General features: G+C 44.5%; 9 protein-coding genes and 2 pseudogenes. 7 read left to right on the top strand and 4 right to left on the bottom strand.

Annotated elements, in window-relative coordinates:
* Nucleotides 1–25: 25 nt before the first annotated feature.
* Together UA76_RS06775 and UA76_RS06770 are read right to left on the bottom strand one after the other, a co-directional pair.
* A pseudogene (locus UA76_RS06775) lies at nucleotides 26–1,722 on the bottom strand (ATP-binding protein).
* Nucleotides 1,723–1,725: 3 nt separating this feature from the next.
* Nucleotides 1,726–2,268: a heme NO-binding domain-containing protein gene (locus UA76_RS06770; protein ID WP_047044243.1), complete on the bottom strand. Its 543-nt coding sequence runs from the start codon at nucleotides 2,266–2,268 to the stop codon at nucleotides 1,726–1,728.
* 65 nt (nucleotides 2,269–2,333) lie between these two features.
* Here UA76_RS06770 and UA76_RS06765 point away from each other — a divergent pair, with 65 nt between their 5' ends.
* The 4 genes and pseudogenes from UA76_RS06765 to UA76_RS06750 all read left to right on the top strand — a co-directional run bounded on the left by UA76_RS06765 (nucleotide 2,334) and on the right by UA76_RS06750 (nucleotide 7,092).
* On the top strand, nucleotides 2,334–2,954 hold the full coding sequence (locus UA76_RS06765; protein ID WP_047044240.1) for a CoA pyrophosphatase: 621 nt from the start codon (nucleotides 2,334–2,336) through the stop codon (nucleotides 2,952–2,954).
* Nucleotides 2,955–3,214: 260 nt separating this feature from the next.
* On the top strand, nucleotides 3,215–4,465 hold the full coding sequence (locus UA76_RS06760; protein ID WP_047044239.1) for an aromatic amino acid transport family protein: 1,251 nt from the start codon (nucleotides 3,215–3,217) through the stop codon (nucleotides 4,463–4,465).
* An 87-nt stretch (nucleotides 4,466–4,552) separates the two neighbouring features.
* Nucleotides 4,553–5,913 (top strand): annotated as a pseudogene (locus UA76_RS06755) (L-serine ammonia-lyase).
* 186 nt (nucleotides 5,914–6,099) lie between these two features.
* A complete protein-coding gene (locus UA76_RS06750; protein ID WP_047044237.1) occupies nucleotides 6,100–7,092 on the top strand; it encodes a 2-hydroxyacid dehydrogenase in 993 nt (330 codons plus the stop codon).
* A 93-nt stretch (nucleotides 7,093–7,185) separates the two neighbouring features.
* Here UA76_RS06750 and UA76_RS06745 read toward each other — a convergent pair whose 3' ends face one another.
* Complete coding sequence (locus tag UA76_RS06745) at nucleotides 7,186–7,854, bottom strand: hypothetical protein (protein ID WP_047044235.1); 669 nt, start codon at nucleotides 7,852–7,854, stop codon at nucleotides 7,186–7,188.
* Between the two features lie 151 nt (nucleotides 7,855–8,005).
* Nucleotides 8,006–9,019, bottom strand: a complete 1,014-nt coding sequence (locus tag UA76_RS06740; RefSeq protein WP_075202548.1) for an MBL fold metallo-hydrolase — start codon at nucleotides 9,017–9,019, stop codon at nucleotides 8,006–8,008.
* Nucleotides 9,020–9,164: 145 nt separating this feature from the next.
* On the opposite strand from UA76_RS06740, the gene UA76_RS06735 reads away from it, so the two are divergent.
* The 3 genes from UA76_RS06735 (at nucleotide 9,165) to asnS (ending at nucleotide 13,342) form a co-directional block, all read left to right on the top strand.
* On the top strand, nucleotides 9,165–9,791 hold the full coding sequence (locus UA76_RS06735) for a TetR/AcrR family transcriptional regulator (protein WP_047044345.1): 627 nt from the start codon (nucleotides 9,165–9,167) through the stop codon (nucleotides 9,789–9,791).
* A gap of 346 nt (nucleotides 9,792–10,137) precedes the next feature.
* Nucleotides 10,138–11,757: a methyl-accepting chemotaxis protein gene (locus tag UA76_RS06730; RefSeq protein ID WP_047044233.1), complete on the top strand. Its 1,620-nt coding sequence runs from the start codon at nucleotides 10,138–10,140 to the stop codon at nucleotides 11,755–11,757.
* Nucleotides 11,758–11,941: 184 nt separating this feature from the next.
* A complete protein-coding gene (asnS, locus tag UA76_RS06725; RefSeq protein ID WP_047044231.1) occupies nucleotides 11,942–13,342 on the top strand; it encodes an asparagine--tRNA ligase in 1,401 nt (466 codons plus the stop codon).
* Nucleotides 13,343–13,440: the final 98 nt, after the last annotated feature.

Genomic DNA, 13,440 nt, shown 5'->3' with positions numbered 1-13,440 from the left:
TTCGTGTTCCCACCAAGCGGCCTTTTCACATCCATTTGGTCAACATGCTTTCTAAATCAGAGGCGGTGTAGGGTTTGGTCAGGATGTCATCCATACCAGATTCTATACATAACTCGCGTTCTGCAAGCGTTGTTCCGGCCGTAAGGGCAATGATGGGGGTTTTCAAGCTTGATCCCTTAAATGACGAGTTGCTTCAAAACCATCCATTTCTGGCATTCTACAATCCATAAAGATCAAATCGTAATGATTGGCTTCAACAGCATTAACCGCTTCTCGGCCGTTGTTTCCGATATCTGGCTTCACTTGGAGTTTCTTCAGCATTTGCGTGATGATGATTTGGTTCATTCGGATATCATCCACGACCAGAATCGACAATGAATCAAATGACTTCTGTTCATCGACCACTTGCTCAACCGCTTCTTCCTCCTCTTCCGAATCGACCGTGGGTAAAGGCAAAGATACAGTAAATTGTGTCCCCTTCCCTACATCGCTTTTTAAGGCTATTTCCCCATTCATTAATGTGATTAGATTCTTACAGATGGCCAAACCTAATCCTGTTCCCTCATAATTACGTTTACTGGAACGGTCAGCTTGCACAAACGGATCGAACAATGTCGCTTGCGCTGCTTTCTCAATTCCAACACCTGTATCGGAAATAACGGTCACCAAACGTTCATTCTTCCACTTAACCAACACATCAACCGCCCCTTCGTGGGTAAATTTAATTGCGTTACCAATTAGGTTCACCATAACCTGTGTGATCCGTTCAAAGTCTCCAACAAACCGATCCGGCACATCCGATTTACGTGTGATGGTAAATTTAATCTGTTTCTCTGCTGCTTTGTGCGAAAAAATACCCGTGAGCGAGCTCTCTAACTCCTGCCAATTAAACTCCGCTAAGATGAGCTCCATCATACCCGCATTCATTTTACTAAAATCAAGCAAGTCATTGATAATTGTTCGAAGAAACTCACCTGATTGATTCAGGTTAGCCAGATAGTCCGATTGCTCTTTGGTCAGAGGCGTCTCTTTAAGTAAGTCCGCGCTTCCAAGCAAACCCGTAAGAGGCGTGCGCAACTCATGGTTAATCATGGCCACAAACTCTTTAGTTGCTCGTTCAGACTCTTCTGCTCGCTTTTTCGCTCTCAATGTTGCACTAACCATTCGCTGACGACTAATGGCGCTGCACAACAGTTCTGCTACCAAAGACATCTGGTTGGCAATAAACTCCTGATCGACATCGCCAATCCGAACCTGAAAAACCAATTCACCTACAGAGTTACCTTCTACTTTGAGAGGCAGATATAGCCGCTCTTCTCTCCATGTCACACTAGAGACAAGGGTCGTTGCACTCGCAATGCTCTTATCTCCAAACTCAGAGAGGCTCAAGGTCTCTAAGTCAAGATCGACAAAGCGAGCGTAAGAAGATTCAATAACATCGCTAACTGTCAGTTGATGTATAAAATTAATGATCAGGGCATCGTCTAACGTCTGTGATAGAAACGCGCGGCCAAAATGAATCAAGCACTCATCAATCTGCTGCTCAAACTCAAATTTACGTAAATCGTATTGTGTTTGGAGTTCTAACTGACCAATAGCGACCCTAAGCTGTTGATTAGATTCGTAAAGCTCAACACCCTTTTGCTCCAAGAGCCGCTCAGCTTCTTTCCGCGCTGCAATCTCTCTTTTCAGTTTTCTCTCTAAAGCGCCATCGCTGGGCATAACTTAAGTCCTTAACGACACCGCAAAGCGAACACGGTCGTTGGAATCACTTATGTTGAGCATTTCAACGTCTATCTCTTCGTTGTAGAACTCTGCACACCCTTTTAGCAATCCGAAACAGACATGCGCCATACAACGAGCACTGACATAATCAAATACCATTTCCGTTTGATGCTCAGAGATAAATTCGAATTTAGGGGGTTTAGCATCTGGATAGAGTTTTTTAACTTCGAGATGAATGTAGTCTTCTACATGGTGAACAAACTGAAATGTGTTCTTACAATGGATCAAACTTGCCGTGTCTGGCAACGCTTGGTAAAGATTTTTGAATACCGACTTACCAAATACTTGCTGTAAGGTCTCTGGTGGTATGTCAGTTACCTTGCTCAGTTGCACGATAAGCTTTACTAAATCTCGGTGATCATAACTGCCCACCGAAGTGTAAATGCCTTCGTCTTCCGCCAACTCCAGTATCTTATCCAGTGTATCTAACCCGAACTCTTGCTCAACTAGCTCCATGAACTCAGTAAAAATAATCCCTTTCATCTTTATGAGCTACCTTTATTATTAAGTGACTAAGAAAGCATGATCCAAAAGTCAGGTTTTATCAAATACTCACAAGAGGTAATGCCTTGTTAAATCTTAATAAAACAAACCTAATTCAAACTTTTACCCTTAAACAACCTGTCCCTTATCATTTTGAATCACTTAAACGAGTGGCACACCTTAACGGAGAAGCTCTTCGTAAAGCCTCGGTTTTAATCGGTTTTGTCGAGCGACCTTCGGGTATTCATGTTTTATTGACCAAACGCGCAATGCATCTCAAGCATCATCCGGGGCAAGTCAGCTTTCCGGGTGGCAAATATGAAGAATCAGATAGGTCAATCATAGAAACCGCTATTCGAGAAGCCAATGAAGAAGTCGGCATAGGGACATCGCAGATCGAAGTGTTCGGCACGCTGCCCGAACTCAATACGATTAGCCGATTTAGCGTAACCCCAACGCTCGCATTCATTGATCCAACTTATCAATTAAAGGTGGATAGAAATGAAGTTGAAGAAGCATTCGAGGTACCAATAAAAGTTATCTTCGATAGCAAGAATCTAATCAGCCAAACCTTCAGCGTAAACAACGAACGCCATAGGGTATTTTGTATCGCCTATGAAAACCATTATATATGGGGAATGACAGCGCAAATCATACATGCAATGCAAAAACACCTATTCCATTAATCAGCCTCATTTTTGAGACAACTCCCACCCATAAATAGCAAACGTTTGCGAGCAAAAAACCTCATTTCGAATAAGTTTTACTAATGCTACAAATTAGTAGAAATCATCTCTAGCACGTGATTTTCGTGACCAAAAACATGTTTTGCGTCACTGGTGTGACAAGTCGGACAAATACATGATTTAGATCTAATTTTTTTGCAATTATAAAGTTCATAATTGCAACCAACTTATTTCCTGTTCCCAAAATGAGTACACACACTATGACAACTTCAACTACAGCTACTACAGCTGCTAACCCGAGTAAATTTACTTATAAAGATTTCACTTGGTGTCTATCACTATTTGGTACCGCCGTTGGTGCTGGTGTTCTATTCCTACCTATCCGTGCTGGTGCTGGTGGTTTCTGGACTCTTGCTATTCTGGCTCTAATCGCGTTCCCAATGACTTGGTTCGCACACAAATCTCTTGCTCGCTTCGTACTTTCTGCAAAAAACCCTAACGCTGACATCAGTGAGACTGTAGAAGAACACTTCGGTAAAACTGGCGCAAACCTTATTACTTTCGCTTACTTTTTCGCTATTTACCCTATCGTTCTAATCTATGGTGTTGGTATCACTAACACGGTTGACTCTTTCTTAGTTAACCAAGTTGGCATGGAACCTATTCCACGTTGGTTATTGTCTGGCTCGCTAATCGCGATGATGACTGCGGGTATCCTTTTCGGCAAAGAACTAATGCTGAAAGTGACTTCTGCACTTGTATACCCACTGGTATTCATCCTACTTGCACTGTCTCTATACCTGATTCCTGATTGGAACACTTCAATGATGGCTGAAAGCCCAGACTGGGGTGCGATGCCTGTAATGATCTGGCTTGCGCTTCCAATGATCGTGTTCTCTTTCAACCACAGCCCAATCATCAGCCAATTCGCTCGTGAGCAACGTCGTGAACACGGTGAGAACGCAGTTAAGAAGACTGACGCTATCACTGGCGGTGCAGCAATGATGCTAATGGGCTTCGTAATGTTCTTCGTATTCTCTGTTGTTCTATCTCTATCTCCAGAGCAACTAGGTGAAGCACAAGCACAAAACATCAGCGTTCTGTCTTACCTTGCAAACATCCATGAGTCTCCACTGATTTCAACGCTTGGCCCTATCGTTGCTTTCGCGGCAATCACTTCTAGCTACTTCGGTCACTTCCTTGGTGCTCAAGAAGGTCTAGTCGGTCTTGTTAAGTCTCGCACTCAAACCACTGAAGCTAAAGCTGAGAAAGGCGCTCTAATCTTCATCGTACTAACAACTTGGGCTGTTGCTATTATCAACCCAGACATCCTAGGTATGATTGAAGACCTTGGTGCTCCAATGATTGCGGCAATCCTGTTCCTAATGCCAATCTTTGCAATGCACAAAGTACCTGCAATGGCTAAGTACAAGACTTCTAAAGCAGCACAGGCATTTACCCTAATTTGCGGTCTAGCTGCAGTAACTTCTGCTATCAATGGTATCTTCTAACGCGTATTATCTGCGATAATAACCAAACAATACTAAGTCCTGCCTCTCTCCTTGGGAGAGAGGCTCTTTAGCTGAGGCATCTTATTAATGATTAGTGTTTTTGATATCTATAAAATTGGCGTTGGCCCTTCTAGCTCACACACCGTGGGTCCTATGAAAGCTGGTAAAGAATTTATTGATGATTTACGTTCAATGGGAAAATTGCGCGACATCACTAAAATTACCGTCGACGTTTATGGATCATTATCACTGACAGGGAAAGGTCACCACACAGATATTGCGATTATCATGGTCTTGCTGGAAACACACCCGAGAAAGTAGATATCGATTCTATTCCAGGATTTATCGCTCGCGTTGAAGAGACTGAACGTCTACCTGTAGGCATGCACTGCCATACTGTTTCTTTTCCTAAACAAGGTGGTATGAACTTCCATACAACGAACCTTGAGCTTCACGAAAACGGTATGCAAATCCACGCTTGGATCAACGACGAAAAAGCCTACTCAAAGACTTATTACTCAATCGGCGGTGGTTTCATCGTTGATGAAGAAAACTTTGGTAAAGAAGAAGAAAACCCTATCAAAGCGCCTTACGAGTTCACAACGGCTGAAGAGCTAGTGAACCAATGTAAAGACAGCGGTTTATCTATCAGCACGCTTGTGATGAAAAACCAAGCGGCATTGCACTCAGACGAAGAGTCTCGCACTTACTTTGCTAACATCTGGAAAACCATGCGCGAATGTATGGACCGTGGTATGAATACAGAAGGTATTCTTCCTGGCCCACTGCGCGTGCGTCGTCGTGCTGCTGCACTTCGCCAGCAACTGATGACTTCAGAAAAAACCACTAATGACCCTATGTCAGTAGTTGACTGGGTAAACATGTTCGCTTTTGCTGTGAACGAAGAGAACGCTGCCGGTGGCCGTGTAGTAACCGCGCCGACAAACGGTGCATGCGGTATTATTCCAGCGGTTCTTGCTTACTACGATAAGTTTATCCAAACCGTAACAGAAAAAGATTACATCCGTTACTTTGCCGCTTCTGGCGCGATTGGCGGTCTATACAAGCGTAATGCTTCTATTTCTGGTGCCGAAGTAGGCTGTCAGGGTGAAGTGGGCGTTGCCTGTTCTATGGCGGCAGCGGGTCTTGCTGAGCTTATGGGTGGTAGCCCAGAGCAAGTTTGTATGGCGGCAGAGATCGCAATGGAGCACAACTTAGGCCTAACATGCGACCCAGTTGCTGGCCAGGTTCAGGTTCCATGTATCGAGCGTAACGGTATTGCTGCAGTGAAAGCGATTAACTCATCACGCATGGCGCTGCGTCGCTCATCTGAGCCTACGGTATCGCTAGACAAAGTGATCGAAACGATGCTCGAAACGGGTAAAGACATGAACGCGAAATACCGCGAAACATCTCAAGGTGGTCTAGCCGTTAAGGTTATTTGCTAAAACTTGGCAAAGCCAACATCGACTCATAAAAGGAACGCTCAGGTGTTCCTTTTTTAATACCTACAATCCTCAATCGCCTCAAAGGAATAGCGCTCGAACAATACCCCTAAAGGAAATGTCGTTTATATTTTTGGTGATATGTGTCACATTGAATTCTCCATTCGTTCTCTTTCTAGAGAGGCTCTTATGATAGACATTGCCTTTTTCAGCACCAAAAACTACGACGAAGATGCATTCAATCAAGCCAATACCAAATCCGATGTTCAGTTCCACTTTCATGATTTTCGACTAACAGAAAAAACAGCGCAAATGGCGGAAGGCTGCCAAGCAGTTTGTGCGTTTGTTAATGACAACTTATCACGCCCTGTACTGCAAAAGTTGTCGTCACTCGGCGTTCAAATCATCGCTATGCGTTGTGCCGGTTTCGACAAAGTAGACTTAGAAGCCGCGAAACAACTTGGTCTTCAAGTGGTACGCGTCCCCGCTTATTCACCAGAAGCCGTAGCTGAACATGCTGTCGGTATGATGATGTGTTTAAACCGACGCCTTCACAAAGCTTATCAGCGAACTCGTGATGCCAATTTTTCATTAGAGGGCTTAGTAGGCTTCAACTTCCATAACAAAACTGTTGGTGTGATAGGAACAGGCAAAATTGGTATTACAACAATGCGAATTTTCAAAGGATTGGGAATGAACATCCTTTGTGTCGATCCTTATGAGAACCCACAAGCCATTGAACTCGGTGCTCAATATTGCGAACTTGATGAGCTGTATGCCAAGGCTGACATCATTTCACTGCACTGCCCTCTTACCGAACACAACCATCACCTTCTCAATGAAACCGCTTTCGACAAAATGAAAGACGGCGTCATGATCATCAACACCAGTCGCGGCAAACTGCTCGATTCGGCAGCGGCGATTGAAGCGCTTAAAAAAGGCAAGATCGGTTCTCTGGGATTAGATGTGTATGACAATGAAAAGGATCTGTTTTTTCAAGATAAGTCGAATGACATCATCGTCGACGATGTTTTCCGTCGGTTATCCGCTTGCCACAATGTCCTATTCACTGGCCACCAAGCGTTCTTGACCCATGAAGCACTGCATAATATTGCGGATACAACATTACAAAACATTCGAGCCTTCTTCTTGGATGACAAAACCGGCAACGAGCTCATCTAGCGATTCTCTTATCGAATAGACGAGAATTAGGATTTAGACGAAAAAGAGGCTGCAACTGCAGCCTCTTTCACCTATTTCAATCGATTGAGGGCGCTACTCCTCGACTTCGATGACTTTCGATTTAAGCTCTGTGCTTGCATCACGCAGCAAGTTAATCGGCGAAAGCACTACGCCTTTCACCGCGCCTTGCGTGGCTTCTGAAGCAATATCCTGGCTCTTATCCAGTATGAGATCGATCTTTGCTAGTAGCGCGGGCAGCTCTGCCCTTACCTGCTCCGACTCAGTTATAACAGTAGGAACCAGAGTCCGATACCCTTTGCTTTCCACAAGCATAGGGGGTACTACGTCAGTTCGATACAACTTCAATTCAGCCAATGTTGGTGGAATGACCTGCTCTCTGTAGTTTGAGGCTTCGTTCACAACAGATGGAATCACACTTTCGCGATATTCGGAAAATTCGGCTAGCACCAAAGGGATCTTCTGATCAACAGATGCCACAGTCCCATTTACTTCAAGTAATGCCCGATTAATACCATCAACGGTCTGTATCACTTGAGGAGCCAACGATTCCACCTGCTCTGCAAACAACAGCCACTCTTCAATTTCTAATTGCTCGGTCACTTGGCTAACGTCAGACAGCATCTGCGGGTATACATCAATAACTTCTGAGATCTTGTTGCTGAACTGAAAGATTGAGTAACCAAGATAGAAAATAGCGATGGCAAGAATAGACTGAACCACAATTGAGATACGCGCTAGCATGGATGTTCCTTATTCCAACTGAACGAAAAAAGCGAAGCTAGGCTTCGCTTATTCTACAAACCTATCTACACAGGTTATCTCGCTCATTACTAAACACAATAGGAAGTTTGCTGTTCTTCGATCATTCTATGTTTGGCTGCCGATCTCTGAGCTAGTCCCACCAACTTTCCAAAGGTATCACATCTCCAACAACAAGACGCTGCCCCATCTGAGGCATCACTAACTCAACCCCATTCTTTTCAGCAAATGCGATGGCGCGGCGAATTGGCTCTTGCCAGTCATGCAAAGACAAATCAAAAGTACTGTTATGAATAGGGAACATCACCTTTCCACGTAGATCGATATGCGCTTGCACGCTTTGCTCTGGGTACATGTGAATCTCTGTCCAAGCTTCGCTGTATGCTCCAGTTTCAACTAAGGTCAAATCGAAAGGTCCATATCGGTCACCGATACGTTTGAATCCTGGGAAATAACCGGAATCACCGCTGAAGAAAACGCGCTGTGTTTGCCCGGCAATAACCCAACTGCCCCATAAAGTTTGGTTCTTGTCGAAAGCGGTTCTACCTGAGAAATGCTGACTTGGTGTAAACACATACTCAATACCGTTGAATGTATGAGACTCCCACCAATTTAGCTCAATGATTTTTTCACTCGGCACGCCCCACTTAATCAAGTGTTTACTCACACGAAGTGGTACCAAAAACAATGAAACCTTGCTTGCCATCTCTTTTACCGCGTTTTTGTCTAGATGATCGTAGTGGTCGTGGCTGATCACCACCACATCAATATTTGGCAGTTCATCAATGCTGATTGGGGTTTGATGGAAGCGCTTAGGCCCTGCCCATTGCACAGGCGATGCCCTGTCGCTGAACACCGGATCGGTTAACACAAACTGATTATCGATTTTTAGCAGAACGCTCGAATGGCCAAGTCGATAGGCTACATTCTCTTGCTCTTCAAGCAGCGCCGCTTTAGTCATAAGCACAACAGGTAACGCCGTGGTAGGTTTTGGTTCTTCACGTGGCGTAGTCAAATACATCTTAGTGATATCAACGAGGTCTCGAATTCCAGAGTCATACTCGATATCGCTATTTTTGAAGGTTTTAGGTAACGGTTGAGATTCTGTTTCGCCAGCTGTCATGCTAGTGAATTGAGAAAGTGCCATAAATATCGCTCCTACTAAGATGATTTTCTTCACGGTAAGTTTATCTCGCAAGTAAACTACACCGATTAGTTTACTTATAATCCTTCAAAAGTAAACTGGTTAGTGTAAAATTAATTTTCGCAGTTTATTGAGACGGATGAATGACATGACCGTGACAAAAAAAAGTCGAAGTGAAATCAAGCGCGAAGCGGTGCTGTGCGCAGCGCGTGAAGCTTTCTTAGAGTTTGGTGTGGCGAACACCAGTATGGACAAGATTTCAGCGATGGCAGGCGTATCTAAACGCACGGTATACAATCACTTTTCTTCTAAAGAAGCCTTGGTGATGGCACTGCTCTCTTGTCTGTGGAAGAGTCATGAAGAACTTGATGAGTCTTTTCTTCATGGAGAGTTATCTCTTAAAGAGCAGTTGACTGAGCTGGTAAAGCAGCAGATAGCGTTATCAAGCGACCCGTCGTATGTCGAACTGTCTCGGGTTGCAATGGGCCACTTCCTTTTCAAGCCGGAAGAGCTTAAACAGCAAGTTTCTAACTTAGATAAGAAAGAGACCAATCTCTACAAATGGCTAATGATTCAAGCTGAGAACAAGTTAATGGCTTTAGAGGTATCTGAAGTGGAAACAGCGATGATGCAACTTCACCATTTAATTAAAGGTTCAGCCTATTGGCCTCAGTTGATGGGTATGTCGGAGGTATTGAATCCAGCACAAGGTAATGAACTTGCTTCACAAACGGTTGAGCTATTTTGGGCCAAATATGGCAACGAAGAATGCTAGGCTAAACTTAATGATGATGGCTAACCTGATTCTCTTGCTTCTAGCACGTTAGTTAGGTTAGTTCAGCTTCTTTATGTTAACGAACCACTTTCCTGATCACTCCCACTATTTGTTTCTATCTGCATTAAAGCTATCAACAACTTCACCTTAATGAACGCGATATGCTGTGAAGTCAGCTTTACAACTCTTCATATACAAAAACTGACCGATTACATGTTAGTCACATCACAATTACATAACCCTACACAGTGTATGGTCACAATCTTCCCGTGCTAGTCCTTTAGTATTATTACATAAATGGTATATTCGCCGCGTCAGCCCAAGAATATTACTAAAAAACAACAATATGAAAACGTCTATCACTTTTAAGTTACTTACAACTCTCATCTCCGTATTTGCAGTTGTCGTAATTTCATCCACGGCTTATCAATATTTCCAACAGAGAGATATGCTCAATTCCATCCTTAGTGAACAGCTTTATGATAAGGCAAGCAATTACTTCGACAGTCTCAATATGATGATGCTTACGGGCACCATGGCTCAGAAGGAAACACTAAGGCAGAAAGCACTCGCGCAGGATGGAATTGAGAATGTAAAAGTCTTGCGAGCGGATGCGGTCAGCAAGATGTACGGCCCAGGCCAAGCGAATCAAAGCCCTACCGATGACATCGACCGCCGCGCGTTAGAAGGCGAACTTGTCATTGAACCTTTTACAGCAGACTGGGGCAAAGGCATTGTTGTCGCTCTGCCAATGAAATCTAGCGAAGATTACCGCGGAACAAACTGCGTATCCTGTCACTTAGCACCAGAAGGCGAAGTGCTAGGCGCTATTCGACTGGAATATAACCTGAGCCACGTAAATCAATTGATTAGCCAGCGCACCTTAATCGCGGTTTCTATCATGGTTGCGATCTCTTTCGTGGGTTTCTTAATTACCTTAACGCTCATTCGCAAGATAATCATCCGTCCTATTCAACACACCTCGCGCTTCATGCAAAAAGTTAGCGAGACGAAAGATCTTTCTCAACGACTGAGGACTCATAAGAAAGACGAGTTAGGTCAGCTTTCTAACGCTTTAAACTCATTTATTAACACCGTTGATACTAGCCTGATTGAAGTTCAAGACACCTCAAACAGTTTGGCGCACTCCGCTAGCCAACTGACCAATGTGGCAAGCACGACTAATACTGCCGCCAACAATCAGAGACAAGAAACCTCAGACGTTCAGTCAAACATAGAGCACATGAAAGAACAGCAAGTTCAAGTGCTTGAAGCTACAGTCAATGCTTCTGAGCTTATTCAGCACACTACTACGGTTGCTCAACAAAGCGCCGAGCAAGCCCATCAAGCTAGCCTTGAAATCAAAGACCTCGTTGTTGATATCGAATCGGTGAAAAGCAGTATTTCTCAGCTCAATGCTCAAACCAGTGAAGTCTCTAGCATATTGTCGGTTATTAAAGGTATTGCTGAGCAAACCAACTTGTTGGCACTTAATGCTGCCATCGAAGCAGCGCGTGCAGGTGAACAAGGCCGCGGTTTTGCCGTAGTTGCTGACGAAGTTCGGCAATTGGCTAGCCGCACTGCCGAAGCGACTGGCAGTATCGAATCCATTATTTCTCAGTTCCAAAAAGACAGCGATCAATCCGTAGCATCGGTTGACTCGGTTTGTGAGCATGCACATCAACGTTCTAACGATATCGAATCATTATCATTGGCGATGAATAGTGTAGTAGATGAAATGCAACAGGTGCTCGTGCACGCAGAGCAAATTCAACGACAAACTCAAGTCACCACCGAAATCAGCCAAGATGTTCAAAGCAAAGTATCGATAATCACGGAACATGCGGAAGGCACGTCCGATTCAGCCTCCCGCTCTAGCGAAATCAGCATAAGCCTTGAACAACTGTCGGAGAGACTTGAGGAGCTGCTCGCGCAATTCTCCCTTGAGCCGCGAAAAACGAAGTAAACAAGCAAATTTCCTCGACTACCGACCAATTAAAGGTTGAAGCGAGCGATTTGACAGGTAATATGGTCGTTTGATTTAAATAGTTTTACTTAGCCCAGTGTGTTAATGCCATTTTGTTTATTAATTAAACAAGTTAGCGAAATACGCTGGGTTTTCGCATCCCTCAATGGAGAATGAAAACAACATGACTTACGCGCCTGTAAAAGACGTACTTGGCGGCAAGCTAGCGGTAGACAGTGAAGTCACTGTTCGCGGCTGGATCCGTTCACGTCGTGATTCCAAAGCTGGAATCTCTTTCCTTGCCATTTATGACGGCTCTTGTTTCGACCCGATTCAGGCCGTGGTCCCTAATAATCTTAATAATTACGAAGACGAAGTACTAAAGCTAACTACTGGCTGCTCTGTTGAAGTAACAGGTAAGATTGTTGAGTCTCCTGCGAAAGGTCAAGACTTCGAACTTGCTGCAACTGACGTTAAAGTTGTTGGTTGGGTTGAAGACGCAGAAACTTACCCAATGGCGAAAACTCGTCACTCTATCGAGTACCTTCGTGAAGTCGCGCACCTACGTCCACGTACTAACGTAATCGGTGCGGTTGCGCGTGTTCGTAACTGCCTATCTCAAGCAATCCACCGCTTCTACCACGAGCAGGGTTTCTTCTGGGTATCTGCGCCACTGATCACAGCTTCTGATGCAGAAGGTGCTGGTGAAATGTTCCGCGTTTCTACGCTAGACATGGAAAATCTACCTCGCACAGAAAAAGGCGATGTTGATTACAACGAAGATTTCTTTGGCAAAGAAACGTTCCTAACGGTATCTGGCCAGCTAAACGCAGAAGCTTACGCTTGTGCACTCAGCAAGGTTTACACGTTCGGTCCTACATTCCGTGCTGAAAACTCAAACACAAGCCGCCACCTAGCTGAATTCTGGATGGTTGAGCCTGAAGTTGCATTCGCTGACCTAGAAGACGTTGCTAAGCTGTCTGAAGACATGCTTAAGTTCGTATTCAAAGCAGTCCTTGAAGAGTGTCGTGATGACCTTGAGTTCTTCGCTCAACGCATCGACAAAGAAGCAATCACCCGTCTAGAGCAGTTTGTTTCTTCTGATTTCGCACAAGTTGACTACACTGACGCAATCCAGATTCTTCTAGATTCAGGTCGTGAGTTCGAATTCCCAGTTGAATGGGGCATCGACATGTCTTCTGAGCACGAACGTTACCTAGCTGAAGAGCACTTCAAAGCACCAGTAATCGTTAAGAACTACCCGAAAGACATCAAAGCATTCTACATGCGTGCGAACGATGACGGTAAGACAGTAGCGGCAATGGACGTACTAGCACCTGGTATCGGTGAAATCATCGGTGGTTCTCAGCGTGAAGAACGTCTAGACATTCTAGACGAGCGTATGCGTGAAGTAGGTATCGACCCAGAACACATGAGCTGGTACCGCGACCTACGTAAATACGGCACAGTGCCACACGCTGGTTTCGGCCTAGGTTTTGAGCGTCTAGTATCTTACGTAACAGGCATGGGCAACGTACGTGACGTTATCCCATTCCCGCGTACACCACGCTCAGCAAACTTCTAATTAAATCGGCGAGATAAACGCTAGTCGGTAAAGTTAGAAACCTGAGTAAATTACCACCTTCTAAAGAAGGTGGCTTTGTGTAAGCCCCCTAAAAGGGC

Source organism: Vibrio mexicanus (assembly GCF_001012815.1).
In the GTDB taxonomy this organism is placed as follows: Bacteria; Pseudomonadota; Gammaproteobacteria; order Enterobacterales; family Vibrionaceae; genus Vibrio; species Vibrio mexicanus.
The sequence above is the reverse complement of the archived record's forward strand: the minus strand, read 5'-3'. Positions and strand labels throughout refer to the sequence as shown.